Raw genomic sequence first — 21337 nt, 5'->3', positions numbered from 1 at the left:
ATCACCAAGATCCGCCAATTCATCACCGGCTGGAACGACCGCTGCCACCCCTTCGTCTGGACCAAGACCGCCGACCAGATCCTCACCAAAACGAACCGTCAAAAGATCTCAACCACGGGGTACTAGGAGTGCTGAAACACTGGGGGTGTTGGTGCGCACCGGCGAGCGTCTCTGCCTAGGCGAGTGCCGGCCCCCGGTGGGCTCGGCGCCGGCCCAACACCCAATGTTTCAACCGGTTTCTGGCGAGCGAGGCCACTACAACCCCTGGTCGCCACGTTGTCGACGCAGCTGTCCGCAAGCAGATCAGCCGTTCGCTTCGCGGACGTCCTTTCCCTGCTCGGCGAAGGCCTTGAAGTCCTGCATGTGCTGTTGCGACTGCTTGCGGAAGGAGCCGGGCATCAGGAGCCCCACCAGCCTCATCAGCATGCCGCTGAACCGGTATTCGTTCTCGCTCTCCCAGAGCGTGGTTTCGGGGCCGGCTTCGGTCAGCCGTTCGCGCGCGGCGCTCCACATACCCTCGCCGACGATCTCACGGCCAAAAGTAACGACGCTCTCCTTCGGGATCTCGCGCAGGTCTGCCGGTTCCCGGCGCGTGATGGTTTCGGTGCACTCGATCTTCTGCTGCCCCATCTGCATCACGACCCGCGACTTGGTACCGACGTGCCCGTGCACCCCACTCAGTGGCTCGTGCAGCACCAGGCCCCGCAGCCACTTCGGCATGTGTGCCGGGTCGGCGAGCAACTGCACCACCCTCTCCCGCGGCAGGGCAATCTCGATCGAGACGGTGTACTTCATGGCGGAGCGCTCCAGGTTCCCGAGTGAACGGGCGCACACTAGCAGCCTCGCCTCATGATTGGCCCAGGTACGCCGACTACCTCGCAATGGGCGTACAGGGCGTCTGACAGGTCCCGGCCTGGGGGCGTTGCCCGAGCAGCCAAACGAGCAGCCAAGCACGTACGTGAGCATGGACTCTGGTGGACGACGACAGAGGCCAGCCGAGCGTTGTGAGCACCTGCCTCGCAGCGTCGCCGCCGACTCGTGATGCGTAGGTCGTGGGTTCGATCCGACAGGCGGCTCCCACGTCTTCCCAGGTCAGGCAGTACACGGCGGCGGGGAAAGGAATCGAGCGGTCCCGTGTGTCCGAGTGCGTGGTGCGAGATTATGCGTCGTGGCTGCGTGCCCGCCCAGGGTCGATGACCTCAGCGCGACGACCGTTTGGTGTCGTCGTGGGGCCCGGTCCTCACGCCTCGGTTTCCGCCTCTGCGAGTGCGAGGGGGCTGATCTCCTCCCGCAGCCGGCTCAACCGCGCGTAGGCGGTGTCCCGGGAGGACGCGACGCGGTCCGCCTGCTCCTCGTCGAACCGGAAGAAGCCCCGCCGCGACTTCAGGCCGTAGCGACCCTCGTCGACCATTGTGTTGAGGAGATCTGGGGTCCCGATCCGCTCGCCGTAGGCACGCTCCATCGTGGCGAAGCCGTCGCGGTAGACGTCCAGGCCCGCGATGTCGGCGATCGCGAACGGCCCGAAGAACGGGAGCCGGAAGCCGAAGGAGTTCCTGACGACCTCGTCGATCTCCGACACACCGGCCACGCCCTCCTCGAGGATCCGGATGGCCTCGCGCAGCAGCGCGTACTGCAGCCGGTTGGCGACGAAGCCCGGCGAGTCGGCCACCACGGTCGGCACCTTGCCGAGGCGCCGCATCAGGTCTTCCGCGGCCGTGACCGTGTCCGGGTCGGTTCCGTCCGTGGCGATGAGCTCCACGCAAGGGACGAAGGGCGCCGGATTCATCCAGTGCACTCCAAGGAACCGCTCGACCCCGGTCACGCTGGCAGCCAGCGTTCCGATCGGGATGGCCGAGGTGTTGGTGCCGATCAGCGCCTTGGCCGGCGCATGCGCGCAGATGTGGCGCAGCACGGGGTCCTTGACGGCAATTCGCTCCGGCACCGCCTCCGCGACGTACGCTGCTCCGGCAACCGCGTCGGCCAACGACGTCGCCGCTCGCAGGTTGGCCCGGACCGCCTCGTCGGCACCGGCGGGGAACAGGCCCTCGGCGACGTACCTGTCGGCGTCGGCGTGCAGTGCCGCGACGAGCTCGGCAGTCCGCTTCGGCGAGGCGTCTGCGACGGCGGTCGGGAAGCCGTGGGCGGCGAACGTCTGGGCGATGCCGCCGCCCATGTAGCCGCCGCCGACCACGGCGACGGGCGCACCTGCTGGGATCATTGCGTCCTCTCTCGCGTACCGCCGTCAGAAGCCAACCGCGTCGCGGCCCTTGAGCTGCAGGATCTGGCGCGCCTCGTCGGGCGTCGCGATCTCGAGGTTGAGCGCCTCGAGGATGGTCCGGATCCGCTCGACCTGTGCCGCGTTGCTCTCGGCGAGTTGGCCGGGGCCGATCCACAGCGAGTCCTCCAGGCCGACCCGGACGTGCGACCCCATCGCGGCGCCCATGGTGGCCAGCCTCATCTGGTTGCGGCCCGCGCCCAGGATCGACCACTGGTAGTCGTCGCCGAAGAGCCGGTCGGCCGTACGGTGCATGTGCATCAGGTCCTCCGGGTCCGGGCCGATGCCCCCGAGTAGTCCGAACACCGACTGCACGAAGAGCGGGCCTTTGGCGAGTCCGCGGTCGCGGAAGTGCGTCAGGTTGTAGAGGTGCGAGATGTCGTAGCACTCGAACTCGAAGCGGGTGCCGTTATCGCTGCCGCGGGTGAGGATGGCCTCGATGTCGGCGAAGGTGTTCTTGAAGACCAGGTCGCGGCTCCTCTCGAGCCCTTCGCGCTCCCACTCGAACTCGAACTCCTTGAAGCGGTCGAGCATCGGGTAGAGACCGAAGTTCATCGAGCCCATGTTGAGCGAGGCCAGCTCGGGCTTGAATTCCATCGCCGGGCGCATCCGCTGAGCGACGGTCATGTGCGGCGAGCCGCCCGTCGTCAGGTTGACCACCGCGTCGGTGTTGCGCTTGACCGACTCCAGGATCGGTACGAAGTGCTCCGGATCCTGGGAGGGACGGCCGTCTCGGGGGTCGCGGGCGTGCAGGTGGACCACTGCAGCGCCGGCCTCGGCGGCACCGATGGCGGCCTCGGCGATCTCCTGCGGCGAGACCGGGAGGTACTTCGACATCGAGGGTGTATGGATCGCTCCGGTGACGGCGCTGGTGATGATGACCTTGTGCTTCCGCGGGTTCTTCTCGGACACGTCCTGTTCTCCAATGCGTTCTTGGGCGCCGGAGCGTACACCCACGCTCGAGGGGTCAGCGAGAGATCGAACGCGTTCGCCATACCCTGAACCCGAGTCGTTCGTACGCCTGCCTGCTCCATACCCACTCAGCGATCACACGGCGATAACCAGCAGCGCTGAGCATCCGAGACGCAGCCCCGATCGCGGCAGATGCAATACCACGTCCACGGTGGCGTCCAGCAACGACGAGCGCTGCCAGTGCTGCATCAGCCGTCGACTCTCGTGCCTCCGGTTCGTACTCCAACAGCACTGCACCCACCAGCTGATCCTTCTCGTAGATGCCGCACACAACAGTCCCTACCGACGGCGACTCGTAGTACTGGAGAAAGTGCCCATGCTCCGAAGAGACCAGGGCCAGTACCGCTGCGCGGCTGCCTGGTCCGACCTCCAGCAGCTCGACCTCGGGACCACCAGGAACAACATGGTCGTCAACCGTCAGGATCATGTCGGTTACCTCAGGCACGCTCCAAACCTAGGCCCCCGCGCGGTGACAAGCCATCCAACAGTGGGAAGTCACCGCGTCCTCTCCCGACCAGTCTCCGGCCTCCACACCACGCGTCGACGGCGCTTTTGGCGTCGTCGCTGCGCGATCTTCGACCCTTGACCCGCTCCGCTTCGGCCTACAGTCTGGCTGGTTGCGAGGAGGACGGTGGAGTGGTTGCCGAGTGACTTACCGGCCGCCCAGGCCGACCAGGATGGTATAGGACACAAGGTGGCCGGTACGCGGTGCGATCCTGGCCTCCCGTGAACATGTCAGCGCAGGCGACGTTCTCGGTTGACGGAGGTGGTGGCGACGGCTGCCGATGCGCGGAACCCGGCTCGGTTCGCAACGAAAGAGTTGTCGAGGCGGACGTTCGTCGACTTCGAAGCGTTCCACAACAGCGTCCATAGCTGCGGTTGCATGCTTTATCCGCGCGGCCGCCATCTCTCGCCGGCGGCGGTCACAGCGGAGAAACGGGCGGAGCTTCTCGGCACACCAGACCGTTCCAAGAAGAAGTTTCCGCACCACGAATGGCAGATGGCGCGGAACCTTGCCGAGATGAAGGAGTTGGTCTGGGCCGGGAAGGCACACGGAATCCTCGTGTACGCGGACAAGGAGCCGGTCGGCTGGTGCCAGTATGGACGCGCCGAAGAGCTGCCGATCGAACAGAACGAGAAGACGCCGCCGAACAGGATCGCACGGGATCCCACGTCCGCGTGGCGCATCACCTGCCTCACCACCCGCCGGGATTTCCGGGGGCAAGGGGTGGCGACCAGGGCGTTGACTGCGGCTGTGGAGGCGATCCGGAAGAAGGGCGGCGGCTGGATCGAGGCGACGCCGGTCGCGTACCCCCATCCCAATCGTGAATGGCGCAAGATCAAACGGACCTACGGCGTCCGCTCCGAGGAGATGAAGGAGTATCTGAAGACCTGGCCGGAGATGCGCATCCCGGGCGTCGGCACCGTCAAGGCCTCGCTCACCACCAGCCAGACAGCCGACCACCGTGGTGTGATGGCCATGTTCGAGAGGCTCGGGTTCACGCCGACGCAGCGCGATCGGCACGGCAGCTCGCCGAACTGGTGGGCACCCTACGACCTGGTGGTCATGCGCCTGAAGGTCTGACCGGGCGCGCACGAAGTACCCACTCGTACTGCGTCGCGCGCCTGACCCAGCAGCATCTCCGCTGCGGGGAGCAGTGGAATCCGCCTGTATGACGGTTGTCGCCGTCACCGCACACGCGCATCCACGTGTACTGGGGGAATCGGCTATTCGAACTCTCGGAATAGGCCTGGCAGCCTCGATGCCATCCGCGACTGTCGAGTGGCCAGAGCGCCGGGACCTAGCTTCACAGGCAGAAGGGGTGGGCGGCGGGATCGGCGTACGCGTTGCCGTGGCCAGTGTGGATCGCGCCGAGGCGTTCGGCCCTGGGTATCGCGGACTCGGCGCCATCGGGGAAGCGGTAGTCGACGTGCAGTTGTGCCGGGTACGCGGGGTCGGGCCAGCGAGCGGCGGGAAACTGTGCGTGCTGGAACGCGATGTTCGGCAGCTCTTCATCGTCCAGGTTGATCACGACGCGTTCGGGTGAGTCCTCGAGTCGCTCTTCGACGCCGAGGAAATCCTCGTAGAAGCCGGCCAGCGCGCGCGGGCTGAAGCAGTCGAAGACCAGCCGACACAGCTTCGGACTGTCGACGGACGGGTCCGGGCAGAGGCAGAACGGGTGCCCCGCTGGGTCGGCGTAGACGCGGAAGTCGCCCTGATCCCGCAGCAACTTCGCGCCCAGGTTGAGCACGAGCCGACCCGCCGCCTCGACGTCGGGCACGAGGATGTCGAGGTGCATCTGCTGCGGATACTCCGGATCCGGCCAGCGTGGCGGGCGTTCGTCCGACCATCCGTCATCGTCGAGCGCGAACTGCAGCTTGCTGTCGGGAGGTCGCTTAGCGAGTTTCAGCCAACCCCACGGCTCGAACTCCCGCATACCGAGGAGCTTGCCGTAGAACGCGGCCAGCACTCGGCGCCCTTCCTTGCCGTCGATCAGGTCAGGAGCGGGAATCGTGATCGTCATCGCGTCGCTGTCCCGCAGAAGGTGCACCATCAGACCATCCTTCACACCGTGTCGCACCCGTGTCCGGGTGTCGTTGTCGGGAACAGTTGTTGGCGTTGAACCGGACCTGGGCCAAGTCCACGGCCACACAGGTAGGAGCTCGTGCCTCGGGCGTCTCGTGGCTGTCGCGGCTCGTTGGGCCGTACCAGCGTGACTCTCGCCACGGCAATGCGCCACCGACCACGCGACATCGCCACATTCGTCGGATGTCCACTCAAGTCCGTTCGCAGGGATCGGCTATAGGCAGAACGGGTGGCCGGCCGGGTCGGCGTACACCCTGTGCCCAAGTCCTTCGTCGGGCAGCCGGATCGCGCCGAGCTGTTCGGCTAGTTCTCGTGCGGCGTGCATGCGTGGCGCGTTCGGCTCGACGACGCGGAGGTCGAGGTGGACCTGTTGTGGGTGGGCGGGGTCTGGCCAGCGTGGTGCGGGGAACTGGGCGTGCTGGAACGCCAGCGCCGGCAGCCGTCCGTCGCTTCGGGCGATGACGACTCGTTCGGGTGTATCGAGCTCCCGGTTCGGCATGTCCAGCAGGGAGGCGTAGAAGTCGGCGAGGGAACGCGGGCTGAAGCAGTCGAGGACCACACGTTCGATCCGGGGTGCCGCCTGCGTGGCGGTGCCGTAGAGGCAGAACGGGTGTCCGTCCGGGTCTGCGTAGACGCGAAAGGATGCGTTGTCCTGGAGCTTCGACGCACCGAGCTTCAGCGTCCGCTGTTCGGCGTCATCCAGGTCACGGACGGAGATGTCCAGGTGCATCTGCTGCGGGGACTCTGAGTCCGGCCAGCGCGGTGGACGATAGTCGATCGGCCCGTCGCCGAACGCGAGGTTGAGCCCGTCGAGGTCGTCGGCGTCCTCGAGTACGAACCAGTCCTCGCGAGCGATGCGCATCCCGAGCAGGTCGGCGTAGAACGTGGCAAGCGCTCTACCGCCGCGGTCGTAGCTCTCCTTCGAGTTGCCAGGGCAGGCGAACACGACGTTCTGGATCTCGATGTTCGTTTCGGCGGTCATCGTCGCACCTACAATCGGCCAGCGGCGCGGAGGATGCGCAGCGCGTTGAGGGTGATCATTTCGCTGGGCTGGTGCGCTCGTCCCCATCCACGACGTCGGTGCAGCGGTCGTTGGTCGCGGACATAGCATCACCGCTCCAGCCCTACGATGCTGCACGTAAGGGACACCTTGTGTCCTATACGGCCGGCGAACAAGGGCCTACGCGAGCAGATCGACTGGCTCCGGATCGTCTTCGGGGTCTGGCACCGTGGTGAGGGCGGAACCACGCGCGAACACCCCGAGGTCATCAGACGCCGAACTGTTGGGCGTCAACTTTCTGGCAGATGTTGATCTTGCCTTGGGTTAGCAGTGGTGATCATCTGTGGGCGGAGATCAGGTAGCGCTCGTCAGTGATCTCTCGGCCCCAGTAGATGCGCTCAGGCATGTGTGTGAGCGTCATGGTTGAGACGCGTTGTTCGAGTAGCTCGCTCAGGAACGTTGCGTGTATGCCACCTCCGGCGTTGAAGCCTTCGATGAGGACGAGGTGGCCGTTGGGGGTGAGGAGTTGTATCCAGTGGTCGAGGGCGTCGGCTGGGTCTGGCATTGCCCAGAGGACGTGCCGGGCGAGGACGACATCGAACTGTCCTGGCGGCAACTGGGGCTTGGAGGCGTCTCCGAGGACGAAGTCCACGTTGATGCCGCCTTTCGTGGCCTTGTCGCGTGCGCGGTCGACCATTGCTGGAGACAGATCGAGCCCGGTCACCCTGTGGCCAAGTGCGGCGAGTAGAACGGCAAGGGTCCCCGTGCCCGATCCGAGGTCGGCGATTCTGGTCGGGTTGGATCCGATGACCTCGACGAGGAGTTCCTGCCACGCTCTGCGAATGTGGGGGTCGAGGAGGCCGTGATCTCGTTCGTCGTCGTACGTTGACGCCACCTGATCCCAGAGTTGGCGTGTTTCGTCGAGGGTCATGCGCGTTCCTTCCGTGGCGTGGGTGCTTGGGTCGAGTGTGGTGAGATCGATCGCCGCTACGGCCTGCCGGCGCGCAGCCAACCTTGTGACTGTCGTCTAGGATGACGACGGTCACGAGGCTAGGTGAGGGAAGGTGACTGGTCAAGTGCTGTTCGACAGTCACATCGCGACGCTGCTCGAGGTCGCCGTCGATCTGGTCAATGTGCTGACCGATGGTGCTGCGGGCGGTCGGTCATACACGGCGCCGGAGCGAGAAGAGCGCCCACGCGTCATCGCAGGCATCCTGCCGGCGGAAAGCAGGTGGCCCGTAGGGCGAGCGATCACCCAGGAAGAGGCCGACTATCTGGCCGAGACCGCTGGAGCGATGCGGGCCATCTTCGACGCCGTCAATCGGGGCGAGATCGGACGCGCGGCGAGCGTGCTGAATCGTCTGCTGATCTCAACCGGTGCGCGCCCACAGCTGGATCAACTGGACAGCGAACCGTGGCAGGTCCATTTTCACGGCTCGGATGACTCCTTGGCGATTGGCTGGAGTGCCGGTTGCGCTACCGCTCTTGCCCTCGCGGTCGGCAGCCACTTGGCGGGGAGGCTTGGCGTCTGCAGCGCCGACCTCTGCGACCGCGTCTACATCGACAGCTCGCGCAACGCCGCCCGACGCTTCTGCTCCACCCCGTGTCAGAACCGTACGAAGGCAGCCGCCTTCCGGGCGCGACACGCAGGCCGCAGATAACGTGAGCAACCCACGAGATTCGCTACCTACGACGATCGCCGAAGCCCGACGTCTCAGCGCTGCAGTCGTCGAGATAGCCAGTCGGGACGTGCGATTCCGAGGGCTTGGCGAGGTCGGATGGCGTTGGAGGTTTGCCGGAACAGGTTTGGTGGCCACACGGACCGCAGGTGCCAGACCTTGGCGCTCATAAGATGCCGGAGTGCTCACCATCACCTACCTTGTCGGACCACCAGCCAGTGGGAAACTCACCATCGGGCTGGAGCTGTCGGCCATGACCGGGGCAGCCCTGATCGACAACCATCTCATCAATGACCCAATCTTCCTGGCGTACGGTGCCGACGGGCGCACTCCGCTGCCTGAGTGGATTTGGGACCTTACTGCACAGGTCCGCGAAGCGACGATGACGGCAGTGTCGCGAGCCACCAAAACGACGAGCCACATCTTTACCAACTACTTGAGCGACGATCCGTCCGAGGGGCGAGTCTTGGAACAGCTCCGTTCGATCGCCGAGGAACGACAGGCTCACTTCTTTCCGGTATGGCTGACCTGCCCGGAGGAAGAGCTTGTAAGGCGCGTCGTGCTACCGGCAAGGGCCGAGCGGCAGAAGATGATCGACCCCGACAGCCTGCTTCAAACGCTACGCACCAAGGGTCTGTTTCCCGCTCCGCCAGACGCATTGGTCCTCGACACTTCCACGATGCCTCCGCACGCGGCTGCAAAGCGGGTCATCGACTGGGCCCGTGAAGACAGGTGAGCATGGTTCCGCCGTGTAGCGCGTGGCCCGTCGTGCCCTCCTCGCGATGCTGGCAATACCAGCACTTGCCATCCGCATCACGACCGCAAACAACCGTACTCGTTCAGACGGCACGTCATGAGCGTGCCAGATCAATTCAGCGGTGTAGTCGGCAACGGACGGCGGCTACAACTGCTGCTGCAGCAGAAGAGGCGTACGTCGTCGCGGTGAGTGCGCCGGCATCTCCCTCGACGATTCCGAACCTGCCGCCGATGGCGAGGACGACGCCGACGGAAGACCTACCCCTACACTCCAGGACCGCAGAATACATTTCCCTCAGGGTCCGCCCAAACCCAATGGATGGACTCCCCTTCGGGCTGGGTGATTCTCTCAACCCGGCGAGCGCCAAGCCGCTCGAGCCGTGAGACCTCCGCATTAACCTGATGCGCCGTGGGCAGGACGCCGGGCCCAGGTGGAGCCATACCAAGGTCGAGGTGGAACCGGTTGCCCTTCGACGTACCGGCACCGTGCTGGACATGCTGGTTGATCCCTTGGCAGGAAAGATGCGGCCAGCCACCGTTCGGATCCTTGAGCTCGACCCATCCGGGCGAATCCTCCACCACGACAAAGCCGAGTACGTCGGCATAGAAGCGTGCGAGTCGCTGAGGATCCGTCGAGTCGAGCACGACTCCAGCCAAGAATCCACGTTCGTTCATCGAAGCCTCCCAAGGCGATGACGTCGGCTACATAGGCAGACGAGGCTACGAGGGTCACCCTGACATCTACTGTCAGCAGCGCCTAGACTGGTTCGAACCCGGGACCTGCCCACCAACCAACTGTGCCCTTGACCTGCGGAAACGCGGCCAAGGGCACATCGCACGCCGTACACATGGGCCCGCCAACATGTGAGGGTCAGCGCAGGGAGCCACCACTGCCGACGCCTCACTCAACGTCATACGGATTCTTCAGCTTCTCAACGAGGTCAGCGGGGGGAATGCATTCCCAGACCCACGCCGCCCGTCCAAGCGTGGGAAGCATGTCGAGCTCGGCGTCTGAGAGCGGGCGGACCGCCTGGTAGCCGTCGAGAGCGGCCGCTCTCAAACGTTCGGGAATCCGGGTGTAGTAATAGGCGAGGTCATAGGCGCGCCAGCCGTATCCGCACAGGTCGAAGTCGAACCAAGTGACCTGTCCGCCGTCGGTGAAGTGAATGTTGAGAACCTGCGGATCGGCGTGGATGACACGCCAACCGCCCGGCCCAGGCTTGAACGCCTGCAGCCGGCGCCTGATTTCCGAAACGTGACCCCGGATGAACTCGACGGCGCCCGAATCGGACTCCCTGGCTGAGGATTCCAATCTCTTCAAAGGGCGATCCAGAAGATGTCGCACGTCGAGCGTGTACCGGTTGTACGTGGTCCGGAACCCATCGCTCGCGACATGGATCGCGGCAAGCGTCTGGCCTACCCGGCGAGCGTGCTCCTCGGTGTCGGCACCGGCGTGACCCGGAGCCCAGGTGAAGAGTACGCAGTAGCGGTTCCCGGTGGCCGTCTCGATCAAGCCCAGGGAGTCGCCATCGCGACGTCGAACCGAGACCGACACCGGCACGCCGTCAGCGTGGAGATGGTCCAGCAGGCTGAGTTCAAATCGAAGGTCACCTTCGCCGGCAATCCATGGCTTGTTCTGTCCGTGCAGCCTGAGCGCGTAGCAGGATCCATCGACCTCTACGGCGTAGGTGTCGTTGAGCCCGGACTCCATCAGCCGACAACCGGTTGGGATACCGACGTCGTACTCGGTCGCCACCATACGAACAAGGTCCAGGCGATCCTTGCCTACGCCCCGCCGGTTTAGCTCCTCCATCAGGTGCAACTCGAGGTGCTGTGCCCACTCGTCGGCTGAGTCCACTGGCGCACCTGTCATCGGGCTCTCTGGCTCGCCCAGCGATCTGCATCGACCCCGGGTCGTCTCTACCCGGGGTCGATGCAACCTCCCCATTCCTGGGCGGCGGGCTGAGGTCCGCCGACATCACGTCGCCGAAGACAACCAGGCCGCTTGCTGGCTACACGGTCGGGGCCGCCGGCCTTCAGCATCATGTTCGCAGTGTTCGGCGTGTCGGGCAGCCTGTCGTGTAAGGCGAGGGCTCAGAAGAGGATTGGCTCGAACGGGTTCTCCTCGTTCGGTCCGTCGATCACTGGCCCTTCGTCGGTGAACTTCAGCCGGGACAGCCAGACCAGGCGGCCGGGGGGCGACCCGACGGCGTCCGGCTGCCAGGCGTGGTAGACGTACCACCAGTGCGGCCCGACCTTGATCGGCATGCCGTGGCCGGGGCCGGCGGCGACGTCGTTGCCGGCAAGGATCGGACCGTTGCCCTGTTTGGTCCACGGGCCGGTGATCCCGGGCGCTGTTGCCCAGCAGACGCCGTAGGTGTTCCTCCAGTACTCGCCGGTCGAGTAGAAGCAGTAGTAGACGCCCTTGTGGATGATCACGGACGCGCCCTCGATCGTGTAGATCTCGTAAGGCTGGTCCATGCCGATGATGCGCTTCGGCTCGCCGACCAACTCCAGTCCGTCGTCGGTGAGCCGCTGGAGGTAGATGTAGGACGGCAGGCCACGAGAGTTCCCGTCGTTCTTCCACAGCAGCCACAGCGAACCGTCAGCGTCTTGGAAGGGTGACGCATCGATGCTCCCGCCTTCGTCGGTCTGACCGATCAAGGGCGTTGTGCGGTCGTCCACGAACGGCCCCGCCGGAGAGTCGGCCAGCGAAACCGAGATTGCCTGCTGGTTCATGTCAGCACGACGAGCGGTGTAGTAGGACAGGTAGCGCTGTCCGACCTGAATGACCTCGGGCGCCCAATGTCGCCCCGGCACAGACCACGGGGCGATCACCGGCATTCCGTTGCCGACCTCGGTCCAGTTGACCAGATCGGGCGACGTCAGTACCGGCATCGCGCCCATCTGACCTGCGGTCGAGTACAGCCAGAATGCTCGATCGGCGTAGAGCACCGCCGGATCAGGGTGGTTCGTCGGTTCAACTGGGTTCTGATACCCGCCGGTGCCCTGGGCGCGGGCCGGGATCGTGCCGCCCAGGGCTGCGATGGCCGCGGCGCCGCCGGTGGCGACCAGCAGCGCTCGCCGGCTGACGGACCTGGCGGGACGGAACGGTTCGAAGGAACGCGATGCGGAGGTCGGGTTCAATGCTTCTCCTGTGACCCTCGGCATGGGTACGCCCACTGAGGGCGAACGGACTGAATCACGATATTGACGATCTCTCACGTTGTAAATGAGATCGGCCAGCAATCCCTGCGCCGGCGAACCTGCGTACCTGGACGAGCTCAAGGAGGGCGTACCCATGCCACCGCCCACGGTCCCGGACGAGCGGCTGTCCGGCACCACGGCTGTGGCAACAAGGTCGAGCAGAAGGCGGGTAAGAAGAACGCCAAGCGCGCCACAGGGAAGCGGCGGCGGCCTGGTGGCGATCACCTACCGCTGGCCCTCGCAACAGCCGGCCGCGTGGGTGTCGGCCTGGACAGCGCCAGCCCGGCGATGAGCAGGATTGCACCTACCGCGAGAAATCCGAGGTCGAACAAGAGTTCGTTCGGTCCTGGGCGGACGTGGTGCACCCCGAGGATCTGATGGTCGACGATTCCTTCGAGCAAGTTGAACAAACCCCACCCTGCGAGTAGCGCACCGATGAACTGCGTGCCGTTCGCTGCTTGTCCGTTGCTTCGGACCAGGAAGAGCCCGATCACGACGACAGTCAGGCACAAGAGGTGGAAGATGCCGTCCCCGATCATGTTCGTTCGCATGCCTTGCTCGGTCCCGATGGCGACCCACCCCGACAGCATGTGGTGCCAGCCCAGGATCTGGTGAGCGACGATCCCGTCGACGAATCCACCAAGTCCGAAGCCGGTGACAATGCCAGCCGCACGGCCAGCCGCATAGGAGCCGGGCACAACTCACCGCCGTCCTCGTCTAGACCGTTCGATGGAGCGGTCCACGACACACGTCAGAGGGATCTCGCGCGGACTGCTCCAAGGCCTACCTCTGATGTGGTCCGGTTGCTGGCTGTGCACGAGCCCAGCCGGAGCTCACACCGGAAGACCGGACTTCCTTTAAGAAGATACAACCGACCACCCCGGCCGGTGTCTTTCAGGTCTTCGACTTCCTTCACCGGCGCGCCGGTGAAGGAAGGACTCCGAGGCTGTCGCAGTGCGCCTGGATTGCGGCGCGGGTGACGGATGTCGCTTCGTGACAGGACGTCATCCCCTGCCCTGGAACCGCTCTGGTGTGAGGCTGGAGACAAGCCCGCGGCAGGAAGAGAAGCTCCCCCTATAGCTCGTCACTGCCGGGCAGGCCGTGAATATGTGGGGGCGGGCCGTGTATATAGACGACCGTTTACCTAGTGGAGAGTGGTGTGGTTGAGCATGACGACAGAAGAGTCGATCGTCGTAGATGTTCCGGTGCGGACGGTCTATAACCAATGGACTCAATTCGAGGACTTCCCGCGGTTCATGTCTGGAGTCGAGCGGGTTGTCCAAGTGGACGACACACACAATCACTGGGTTACGAATATCGGTGGAGTACGGCGAGAGTTCGACACTCGCATCACCGAGCAGCGTCCTGATGAGCGGATAGCGTGGACGACCGAGGAGGGCGAGGTTCGCCAGGCCGGCGTCGTAACTTTCCATCGACTGGACGAGACGCACACCAAGGTGCTGGTCCAGCTCGACATGGAGCCCGAAGGGGTTGCCGAAGCGGCTGCGGAGAAGTTGGACGTGGTAGGCAAACAGACGTCGGCTGACCTGCGAAAGTTCAAGGCGTTCATCGAAGCCCGTGGCACCGAAACTGGCGCCTGGCGCGAAGAAGTCGACCGCCCACAGCCCTAGATCTTGGCGCTCCTGCGTGACCCGAAGGTCCTGGGATGGTGCGCGCCGGAGGCTGCGTGTGAGATGCCTCCCAGTGTGGATGGATGGAGTGCAGGGGAGCGGCACCGTGAGCGGTGATCAGACAAGGCCGCAGGATCCGCGGGAACGCTACCCGCGTCCGGACTTTCCAGAGCAGGTACAGGAGCATCCCGGTCTGGACTCGGAGATGGAGCCGAAGCCGGACTACGGGTACGACACCTACCGCGGCCTCGGACGACTGGAGGGTCGGTCGGCGGTCATCACCGGCGGTGACTCCGGCATCGGCCGAGCGGTCGCGCTGGCGTTCGCCCGTGAGGGCGCCGATGTGGCGTTGTCCTACCTGGAGGCTGAGGAGTCCGACGCGGCGGAGACCGCCCGGGTGGTCGAGGAGGCGGGCCGGCGCGCGGTCAGAATTCCGGGTGACATCAGCGAGCGAGCCCAGTGCGGACGCCTGGTCAGCCGGGCGGTCGAGGAGTTCGGCCGGCTGGACATCGTGGTGAACAACGCGGCGTACCAGATGACGTTCGACGGCATCGAGTCGATTCCGGACGACCTGTTGCTGCACACGTTCAAGACCAACATCATCGCGATGTTCTGGATGTGCCAGGAGGCACTGCCGCACCTGAAACCGGGCGCGTCGATCATCAACGTCGCCTCGATCCAGGCCTATCAGCCCTCACCGCCGCTGTTGCCGTACGCCACGACCAAGGGCGCCATCGTGACGTTCACCAAGGGTCTGGCGCTGGAGCTCATCGAGCGCGGCATCCGGGTGAACGCCGTCGCGCCGGGCCCGGTGTGGACGCCGATCATCCCGGCCTCGATGGATGCGGAGAAGACCGCGAAGTTCGGCGGCAGCTCACCGACGGGCCGACCCGGCCAACCGGCGGAGCTTGCACCGGTGTTCGTGTTCCTGGCGTCGGGCGAGTCCAGTTTCGTCAACGCCGAGATCCTCGGCGTCACGGGCGGCAAACCACTCGCCTGAGGAACGTGGGTGTCATCCCGCCAAGGCACCGGCCACTACCGTGTCGCGGTTGATCGACCAGACCAATGTCCCGGCTCAGGGATGCGGTTCTCAACGACCAGAGCGTTCATGAGGGGCCGGTCCCGAGGCCGAGGCCCAGGCCCAGGCCCAGCTCCAGCTCACGGCAACGTTCAGCATGCCAGCTCGAGAAGGCCAACTGAGGCGATCAGCAGGTAGCGGGTTGTGTGATGCGGTTCGCCCCGTGGGTATAGGCCCTTCATGTCTTCCTCGCGAGCGATGGGCGGCGAGTCCTACTGGATGGATTCGACCGGCCCGACCCGGTATCCATGGCTTGCGGGCGACCAGACCGCAGACGTCGCCGTGATCGGCGGCGGCATCGCGGGATTGTCGGCCGCGTGGGAGCTGCTTCGGGCGGGTCGCTCGGTCGTGGTGCTGGAAGCGGACCGGATCGCCGCCGGCGTGACTGGCTACACGACCGCCAAGCTCTCCGCGCTGCACACGCTGATCTACACGCAACTCACGCGGTCGGTCGGTGCCGACGGGGCCCGCACCTATGCGAGGTCCCAGCAGAACGCGGTCGAGCATGTGGCGGGGATCGTCGCCGAGCTCGGCATCGACTGCGAACTCGAACGTCGTCCAGCGTTCACGTGGGCCGACTCGGCCGACCGGGTGGGCGAGATCCATGCCGAGGCAGAGGCCGCCCGCGAGGCAGGACTTTCGGCGACACTGGTTACCGAGGCCCCCTTGCCGTTCCCGATTGCTGCCGCGGTCAGGGTCGAGGATCAGGCTCAGTTCCACCCGCGCAAGTACCTTCTCGCGCTGGCAGAGGAGATGACCCGGCGTGGTGTCGACATCTTCGAGCAGACGCGCGTCGTCGGACTGTCCGAGGGAGAACCATGTCGGCTCGAGATGGAGAACGGGCGCACCGTCACGGTGCAGGATGTGGTCGTGGCGACCCATTATCCGGTGTTCGACCGTGCGTTGCTGTTCGCCCGGCTCGAACCTCAACGGGAACTGGCGGTGGCCGCCCCGATCTCGGCCGATCAGGACCCTCGTGGCGTCTTCATCTCGCCCGAGGACAACACCCGGTCGGTGCGGAGCGCACCGTATACGAGCGGCACGCGTCTCCTGATCGTCACGGGGGAGAAGTTCAAGCCGGGGGCACCCGGTGTCTCCTCCCGTATTGAGCGACTCGAGGCTTGGCTACGCGAACGGTTCGATGTCGGGCCGACCGCCTATCGGTGGGCGACGCAGGACAACACGACGACCGACAAAATCCCGTACGTCGGACTGTTCCACCCCGGCTCCCGCCATGTCTTCGTCGCCACCGGATTCGGCGGTTGGGGGATGAGCGGCGGCGTCATGGCCGGTCGGTTGCTCACCGCACTGATCACCGGTGCGGAGGTCGGTCCCGAAGCCGAGCTGTACGATCCGCGTCGCCTGCGCCCGCTTAGCGAAGCAGGTGCGCTGCTCACTCAGCAGGCATCGGTTGCCCGTCACTTCGTGGGCGACAGAGCCCGCTCGTTCCGGGACAGTGTCGACGACATCGAGCCAGGTTCGGGCGCAGTGGTGAGGGTGAGCGGCGAACGATGTGCTGTCTACCGGGACGAGTCAGGTCGCACACATGCGGTCTCCGCCACCTGCACCCACCTCGGCTGCATCGTGGCGTTCAACGACGCGGAGAGGGCATGGGAATGCCCGTGCCACGGATCTCGGTTCGCCATCGACGGTGCGATCCTGCAGGGCCCCGCGAACACCCCGCTCGAGAACCGCGCGATCTAGCGGCGAGGTCGCTCTATGGATGAGACCCCTCCGCGAACGGCCTAGCCGCAGGGACATCAAGCTCGAAAGGAGCCGTTCGAGCACTGAGGAGACTGGACCCCCCGGCGCGCTCCTGGTGGTGCCGATGGGACGGTTACCCAAAGTGCGGAGTGGATTGGCGCGGTGAGTCTGTACTCAGATTCTCCAGCCTGTCGTTGGCAAGTAGCCTGGTGCGATGCCCGTCTACCCCCTTACGTCTGTGCGCCGTGAGCACGTTATGGCTGTGCTGACGGCGATCGCGGGTCGGACTTGTCGAGTGGTCTCCGAGCAGCCCCTCGGCCACGAGTGGGCTCCGGTCACCCGCCTGGTTCTCGATCGCGATTTGCCCGGGGTCGGTTCGTCGGTCGTGGTCAAGACCTGCCGAGTAGACGGCGACGGCCACGGGGGTCCGGCGTTCCTGCGACGGGAGACGGCAGGTCTACGAACGGCCACGGCGAGCGGTGTGTCCGCGCGGCTGGTTCACGCCGATGATGCAGTGGGCGTGGTGATCCAGACCGATCTTGGTGATTGGCCGAGCCTGCAGGATCGACTGTTGGCGAACGATCCGGAAGCGGCGACAGCAGGCATGGTCGAGCTTGCTACGGCGGTGGGCCGACTGCATGCGTCGACTCTCGGCCGATGGGACGATCATCAGCGAACGCTTGACGCGTTCGGTGCCGACGTGGACACCGGCCTGCCCTATAACTTTGATGCGGGACGCTGGGATGCCATCGAGCGGGCCTGCACCGAGCTGGGCCTGCCAGCGGCGCGGTCAGCACGAGACGATGTGGTGCAGCTGCTCAAGCGGGTCAACGATCCAGGCGCAACTGCTGCACTCGCGCACATGGACCTCAACCCGACCAACGTCTTGATCACAGATTGCGGCGCCTGCCTGGTCGACTTCGAGGGTTGCCGGTTCGGGCACCCTGGGATCGACGCAGCCTTCCTGCACTACCCGTTCCCGCACCACAGCAACCCCTGGGGACTGCTGCCAGAGGCGGTCATCGAGTCTGCCGACGGGGCGTATCGATCCGCTCTCGCTCTCGGCGGTGCCGATCTGGTGCTCCACGACTACGACCAGATGTTGGCCGACGGCGCGGCGATCACTCTGATCGGACGGATCAGCCGACTGCCGTTGGTCGCCAGTTCGGGCCAGTCCCGGCACGACAGCTGGCGCCGACGCGGGCAGATCGTGCAGCAGATTCGGACATATACACAGCTGGCCGAGCGGGCCGAAGGGTACTCGGGCTTCATCGGCTGGCTCGGAAAGCTAGAAACAGCCATGATCGACCGATGGTCGGACGCCGCTGACCCAGCACCACCGCTCTTCCCGGCATTCGCTAGCTGAACGTAGGCATCAGGCCCTCGTGTGACCCGACTGCAAGAGTCGTGCGGCCAGCATCTGCGTCCCCGTGAGCACAGGAGTGACATGATCACGATCCCAGAGCGGTTGCGCACGAAGGCGTCGAACGTGGGCCAGGGCAGCCGTGAGTGGCTTGCGGACCTTCCCGAGGTGTGCCGCCGGCTCGGCGATGAGTGGTCGTTGGACCTGGGCTCGCCGTTTGTTGGGTGTCACGTGTCACTGGTGATCACGGCGAGCCGAGGTCCGCGTCGGCTGGTATTGAAGGTGCCGATGCCGTCGACGGTTGAGTTGGGCACCCTGCCCGCTGGTGCTCGCGCCGCTGAGGCCGATGCATTGCGGGAATGGGCCGGCGACGGGGCGGTCGAGCTGGTAGAGCATGATCCCGCTACCGGCGCCATGCTGATTGAGCGCTGCGTACCCGGCGCGAGCCTGGACCACCTCGACAACCATGATGACGCCGATCGGGTAGCGGCCGAGATCCTCGGCCGACTGCACCGGACTGGCCCGCACGGGCCGCAGTTCGATCGTCTTGCCGATCGCGCTATTCAGCTTGCGCACGCGCTGCCTGCGCGGTACGAGATGGCCGGCGCACCGTTCGAGCAATGGTTGCTCGACACCGCGGTCGAGTTACTCGGTCACCTCTGCCAATCTGGTCCGTCCGAAGTCTTGCTGCACGGCGACTTCCACCTCGAGAACATCCTGTCCGCCGGGCGGGAACAGTGGTTGGCCATCGACCCATTGCCAATGGTTGGTGACCGCGCCTACGACGCGGTGCAGTATCTCCTGTTCCGCATGGGCGACCTTGCAGATCCCACGACCGAATGGACACCGGCGATTGCCCAGTTCTGCGCCCGTCTTGACCTCGACCCCGAACGCGTAAAGGCCTGGACGTTCGCCCGGCTCGTCTCAGATGCACTCGCCGAGTACGCCCAAGGCCTCACCACCCTGGCCGAACTCGAATCCCGGCAAGGCGATCTTTGGAGCGCGCGGCTCGTTCACAACCTCCGCGAATGATCTTCAGGCCGTCGTTGACCAACTGTCGGCGAGGGGTCGCGTTGCTTGGCACCAGACCAACGGTAGGCAACTGACGATCTTTCAGTCACGGTGACGACGCCTTGAGAGTGGTGAGGAAGTCGTTGATGATGTGCCCGGTGAGTTCGGGCTGGGATTCAGCGAAGCCGTGGTCGGCCTCGACCCATCGGACGGTGTGACCGTACTTGATCGCGCAGTCGGCGAGTCGCTCCCGCTGTTCGATCGCTTCGTGCGGTTCGGGCCGGTCAGGAGTGCCTCGGATGAGCACGAAAAGCGCCGGTGTAGTCATGCCTGCGATGAGCTGGCCGTAGTCGGTCTTGGCGTGTTCGGCGAGGACCGATCTCAACGGCTCTGATGTGGCCGCGATCTCTTCCTCGGTGTCGTTGCGGCGCAAGCGCTCTGGCCCATCGAAGGTGATGAGCCCGCGGCAGGGTGTCCGGGCGGCGTACTCCAGGGCCACGTACCCGCCGAGGGAGTGGCCGGCGACGATGAGGTCGCTGCTGGCTAGGTCGCGGGTCGCGGCGGTGGTGTCCTCAAGTGACCCCTGGATGCTGTAACCGTGGCGTAGGTCGGCCCGGCCGTGGCCGCGGAGGTCCAGGGCGTGCACGGTCGCAGCATCCTTGACGTAAGGGGCCACCAGGTCCCAGCTTCCGACGTCCGCACCGAAGGCGTGCAGCAGCAGGATGTGCTCGGGCACGGAGCCGACGTCGGTGTAGTCCCGGACCAGTACCTCAGCGGTCGGACCCTGAATCACACGGTCGGTATAGGCGGGTAGCGGGCCTCTGGCGAGGACCTGCATGCAGAGGCGGTCGGCTTCGAGGCCGAACTCCCAGCGGTAACGGCGACCGTCGCGGAGTGTGGTGACTATCCCGATTGCGGTGCCCCGTTCGACAAGGAACTCGGGTTGGAACGTCGCCACGTCCGCCGCGATAGGCGCTACTTCGCGGTAGTGCGCAAGCATCTGCTCGGGCGTGAAGGCCTCAAGGAACTCAGGTGTGTAGTGGGAGGCTAGCTCGTCGTGGGACACCGACCCGCCGGCCTGAATTCGCTCAAGGGCCTGAAACACCCAGCGCGCCGGCGCCGGCGTGGATGGGCTGAGAGCGGCGTACTCGGCCATGTCTTGCCTCCCATGCGGCCAACGGCGGCGGTCACAGGCGACGCCACTATCGCACGCCCCACATGGACCGCGCGGAGCGAGTACCGGCGGTCGATGAGGGTCAAACAAGGGCACCTGCGGGCGGTGACACTCCGCGATATGACTTGGTGAGAGTGGCGGGCAGGGACGGGATCGAACCGTCGACCTGCCCTTGACTCTGCGGGGGAGTGACGACCGATGACGACTCGCGTCCTCCTCGTCGATGATCAGCAGCTGGTCCGGGCCGGCTTCCGGGCGTTGGTCGACTCCGCCAGGGATCTCGAAGTCGTCGGCGAAGCCAGCAATGGCTCTGAAGCACTCGCCCCTGTCCGCGCACGCCGAGCCGACGTCGTCCAGGCGTTGCGTGCTGGCGCGAGCGGGCTCCTCGCCAAAGACGTCAGACCACACGTCCTCCTGGACGCCATCCATACGATCGCCCGCGGCGAGGCGTTGCTGACACCGGGCGCGACCCGCGCACTCATCAGTCGCTTCCTCGCCCACCCCGACACCGATCCAGCGGCGATGCACAAGCTCCAGGTGCTCACCCATGTCGGTTTCGGCCGCTCGAACGACGAGATTGCCGACGAGTTGTTTCTCAGCCCACTCACCGTCAAAACTCACATCAGTCGCGTCCTCACCAAGACAGGGGCACGGGACCGCGCCCAACTCGTGGTACTCGCCTACGAGACTGGCCTGGTCCGTCCTGGCAGCAACCCGACGACCTGAGCAACGTCGTACGGCCTCGCTGCGGCGCCTGACCCACACGAAGTTGCGAAGAGACGGCCGACGGCGACCTGCCATTCCGCACAGGGGGAGGAGCGCGGAGTCTCTTTTGACGTCATACGTCTTCCCTCTTACCCTGACCACCAGCTTGCCGTGATCGAGTTCGGTCAGCACCGT

The 21337-nt window shown here is 65.4% G+C and carries 21 protein-coding genes and 1 pseudogene; 10 read left to right on the top strand and 12 right to left on the bottom strand.

What is annotated here, in order from left to right:
- A pseudogene (locus ABN028_RS35475) lies at nucleotides 1-126 on the top strand (IS630 family transposase); the annotation flags it as partial.
- 177 nt (nucleotides 127-303) lie between these two features.
- Here ABN028_RS35475 and ABN028_RS23010 read toward each other — a convergent pair.
- From ABN028_RS23010 to ABN028_RS35470, 4 genes are all read right to left on the bottom strand, one after another.
- A complete protein-coding gene (locus ABN028_RS23010; protein WP_349325664.1) occupies nucleotides 304-795 on the bottom strand; it encodes an SRPBCC family protein in 492 nt (163 codons plus the stop codon).
- Between the two features lie 445 nt (nucleotides 796-1240).
- Nucleotides 1241-2218, bottom strand: a complete 978-nt coding sequence (locus ABN028_RS23005) for a 3-hydroxyacyl-CoA dehydrogenase family protein (protein ID WP_349698059.1) — start codon at nucleotides 2216-2218, stop codon at nucleotides 1241-1243.
- Nucleotides 2219-2242: 24 nt separating this feature from the next.
- Nucleotides 2243-3187 carry a 3,5-dioxohexanoate:acetyl-CoA acetone transferase gene (gene kce / locus ABN028_RS23000; RefSeq protein WP_349698058.1) on the bottom strand — a complete coding sequence of 315 codons (945 nt, stop codon included), beginning with the start codon at nucleotides 3185-3187 and terminating at the stop codon, nucleotides 2243-2245.
- A 55-nt stretch (nucleotides 3188-3242) separates the two neighbouring features.
- A complete protein-coding gene (locus ABN028_RS35470; RefSeq protein WP_502879204.1) occupies nucleotides 3243-3674 on the bottom strand; it encodes a GNAT family N-acetyltransferase in 432 nt (143 codons plus the stop codon).
- Nucleotides 3675-4130: 456 nt separating this feature from the next.
- Here ABN028_RS35470 and ABN028_RS22995 point away from each other — a divergent pair, with 456 nt between their 5' ends.
- Complete coding sequence (locus ABN028_RS22995) at nucleotides 4131-4832, top strand: GNAT family N-acetyltransferase (protein ID WP_349325660.1); 702 nt, start codon at nucleotides 4131-4133, stop codon at nucleotides 4830-4832.
- Nucleotides 4833-5055: 223 nt separating this feature from the next.
- Here ABN028_RS22995 and ABN028_RS22990 read toward each other — a convergent pair whose 3' ends face one another.
- The 3 genes from ABN028_RS22990 to ABN028_RS22980 all read right to left on the bottom strand — a co-directional run bounded on the left by ABN028_RS22990 (nucleotide 5056) and on the right by ABN028_RS22980 (nucleotide 7765).
- Nucleotides 5056-5802 (bottom strand): VOC family protein, encoded by a 747-nt coding sequence (locus tag ABN028_RS22990; RefSeq protein ID WP_349325659.1) that lies wholly within the window; start codon nucleotides 5800-5802, stop codon nucleotides 5056-5058.
- Between the two features lie 246 nt (nucleotides 5803-6048).
- The gene (locus ABN028_RS22985) at nucleotides 6049-6816 is read right to left on the bottom strand and encodes a VOC family protein (protein WP_349698057.1); all 768 of its coding nucleotides are present in this window, start codon (nucleotides 6814-6816) and stop codon (nucleotides 6049-6051) included.
- A 355-nt stretch (nucleotides 6817-7171) separates the two neighbouring features.
- A complete protein-coding gene (locus ABN028_RS22980; protein WP_349698056.1) occupies nucleotides 7172-7765 on the bottom strand; it encodes a class I SAM-dependent methyltransferase in 594 nt (197 codons plus the stop codon).
- A gap of 145 nt (nucleotides 7766-7910) precedes the next feature.
- Between ABN028_RS22980 and ABN028_RS22975 the strand changes: the two genes are divergently transcribed.
- Nucleotides 7911-8495 (top strand): CGNR zinc finger domain-containing protein, encoded by a 585-nt coding sequence (locus tag ABN028_RS22975; protein WP_349698055.1) that lies wholly within the window; start codon nucleotides 7911-7913, stop codon nucleotides 8493-8495.
- 199 nt (nucleotides 8496-8694) lie between these two features.
- Complete coding sequence (locus tag ABN028_RS22970; protein WP_349698054.1) at nucleotides 8695-9249, top strand: DEAD/DEAH box helicase family protein; 555 nt, start codon at nucleotides 8695-8697, stop codon at nucleotides 9247-9249.
- A gap of 284 nt (nucleotides 9250-9533) precedes the next feature.
- On the opposite strand, the gene ABN028_RS35465 is transcribed toward ABN028_RS22970, so the two are convergent.
- The 4 genes from ABN028_RS35465 to ABN028_RS22955 all read right to left on the bottom strand — a co-directional run bounded on the left by ABN028_RS35465 (nucleotide 9534) and on the right by ABN028_RS22955 (nucleotide 13174).
- Nucleotides 9534-9944, bottom strand: a complete 411-nt coding sequence (locus tag ABN028_RS35465) for a VOC family protein (protein WP_502879203.1) — start codon at nucleotides 9942-9944, stop codon at nucleotides 9534-9536.
- A gap of 226 nt (nucleotides 9945-10170) precedes the next feature.
- Entirely contained in the window at nucleotides 10171-11127 is a 957-nt protein-coding gene (locus ABN028_RS22965; RefSeq protein WP_349325652.1) for a phosphotransferase, read from the bottom strand.
- A gap of 236 nt (nucleotides 11128-11363) precedes the next feature.
- Nucleotides 11364-12416 carry a glycoside hydrolase family 43 protein gene (locus ABN028_RS22960; protein WP_349325651.1) on the bottom strand — a complete coding sequence of 351 codons (1053 nt, stop codon included), beginning with the start codon at nucleotides 12414-12416 and terminating at the stop codon, nucleotides 11364-11366.
- Nucleotides 12417-12697: 281 nt separating this feature from the next.
- Entirely contained in the window at nucleotides 12698-13174 is a 477-nt protein-coding gene (locus tag ABN028_RS22955) for a DUF2243 domain-containing protein (protein WP_349325650.1), read from the bottom strand.
- A gap of 471 nt (nucleotides 13175-13645) precedes the next feature.
- On the opposite strand from ABN028_RS22955, the gene ABN028_RS22950 reads away from it, so the two are divergent.
- The 5 genes from ABN028_RS22950 to ABN028_RS22930 all read left to right on the top strand — a co-directional run bounded on the left by ABN028_RS22950 (nucleotide 13646) and on the right by ABN028_RS22930 (nucleotide 19284).
- A complete protein-coding gene (locus ABN028_RS22950) occupies nucleotides 13646-14107 on the top strand; it encodes an SRPBCC family protein (RefSeq protein ID WP_349698053.1) in 462 nt (153 codons plus the stop codon).
- Between the two features lie 106 nt (nucleotides 14108-14213).
- Nucleotides 14214-15107, top strand: a complete 894-nt coding sequence (locus ABN028_RS22945) for an SDR family oxidoreductase (protein WP_349325648.1) — start codon at nucleotides 14214-14216, stop codon at nucleotides 15105-15107.
- Nucleotides 15108-15365: 258 nt separating this feature from the next.
- Entirely contained in the window at nucleotides 15366-16889 is a 1524-nt protein-coding gene (locus ABN028_RS22940; protein ID WP_349698052.1) for an FAD-dependent oxidoreductase, read from the top strand.
- Nucleotides 16890-17145: 256 nt separating this feature from the next.
- On the top strand, nucleotides 17146-18255 hold the full coding sequence (locus ABN028_RS22935; RefSeq protein ID WP_349698051.1) for a phosphotransferase: 1110 nt from the start codon (nucleotides 17146-17148) through the stop codon (nucleotides 18253-18255).
- Nucleotides 18256-18378: 123 nt separating this feature from the next.
- Complete coding sequence (locus ABN028_RS22930; RefSeq protein ID WP_349698050.1) at nucleotides 18379-19284, top strand: aminoglycoside phosphotransferase family protein; 906 nt, start codon at nucleotides 18379-18381, stop codon at nucleotides 19282-19284.
- Between the two features lie 85 nt (nucleotides 19285-19369).
- Here the strand turns inward: ABN028_RS22930 and ABN028_RS22925 are convergent, their stop codons facing one another.
- Complete coding sequence (locus ABN028_RS22925; protein ID WP_349325644.1) at nucleotides 19370-20419, bottom strand: alpha/beta fold hydrolase; 1050 nt, start codon at nucleotides 20417-20419, stop codon at nucleotides 19370-19372.
- Nucleotides 20420-20635: 216 nt separating this feature from the next.
- Between ABN028_RS22925 and ABN028_RS22920 the strand changes: the two genes are divergently transcribed.
- Entirely contained in the window at nucleotides 20636-21163 is a 528-nt protein-coding gene (locus ABN028_RS22920; RefSeq protein WP_349698049.1) for a response regulator transcription factor, read from the top strand.
- Nucleotides 21164-21337: the final 174 nt, after the last annotated feature.

This window comes from Actinopolymorpha sp. B17G11 (assembly GCF_040196095.1).
GTDB lineage: Bacteria > Actinomycetota > Actinomycetes > Propionibacteriales > Actinopolymorphaceae > Thermasporomyces.
This window is presented reverse-complemented; position numbering and strand designations above follow the sequence as displayed.

Bases quoted from the DNA above. Each gene is read 5' to 3' on its own strand.
- ABN028_RS22920 (WP_349698049.1), top strand. From the start codon at position 20,636: ATGACGACTCGCGTCCTCCTCGTCGATGATCAGCAGCTGGTCCGGGCC.
- ABN028_RS22925 (WP_349325644.1), bottom strand. From the start codon at position 20,419: ATGGCCGAGTACGCCGCTCTCAGCCCATCCACGCCGGCGCCGGCGCGC.
- ABN028_RS22935 (WP_349698051.1), top strand. From the start codon at position 17,146: ATGGCTGTGCTGACGGCGATCGCGGGTCGGACTTGTCGAGTGGTCTCC.
- ABN028_RS22980 (WP_349698056.1), bottom strand. From the start codon at position 7,765: ATGACCCTCGACGAAACACGCCAACTCTGGGATCAGGTGGCGTCAACG.
- ABN028_RS22990 (WP_349325659.1), bottom strand. From the start codon at position 5,802: ATGGTGCACCTTCTGCGGGACAGCGACGCGATGACGATCACGATTCCC.
- ABN028_RS22950 (WP_349698053.1), top strand. From the start codon at position 13,646: ATGACGACAGAAGAGTCGATCGTCGTAGATGTTCCGGTGCGGACGGTC.
- ABN028_RS23005 (WP_349698059.1), bottom strand. From the start codon at position 2,218: ATGATCCCAGCAGGTGCGCCCGTCGCCGTGGTCGGCGGCGGCTACATG.
- ABN028_RS22985 (WP_349698057.1), bottom strand. From the start codon at position 6,816: ATGACCGCCGAAACGAACATCGAGATCCAGAACGTCGTGTTCGCCTGC.
- ABN028_RS23010 (WP_349325664.1), bottom strand. From the start codon at position 795: ATGAAGTACACCGTCTCGATCGAGATTGCCCTGCCGCGGGAGAGGGTG.
- ABN028_RS35465 (WP_502879203.1), bottom strand. From the start codon at position 9,944: ATGAACGAACGTGGATTCTTGGCTGGAGTCGTGCTCGACTCGACGGAT.
- ABN028_RS35470 (WP_502879204.1), bottom strand. From the start codon at position 3,674: ATGATCCTGACGGTTGACGACCATGTTGTTCCTGGTGGTCCCGAGGTC.
- ABN028_RS22995 (WP_349325660.1), top strand. From the start codon at position 4,131: ATGCTTTATCCGCGCGGCCGCCATCTCTCGCCGGCGGCGGTCACAGCG.
- ABN028_RS22940 (WP_349698052.1), top strand. From the start codon at position 15,366: ATGTCTTCCTCGCGAGCGATGGGCGGCGAGTCCTACTGGATGGATTCG.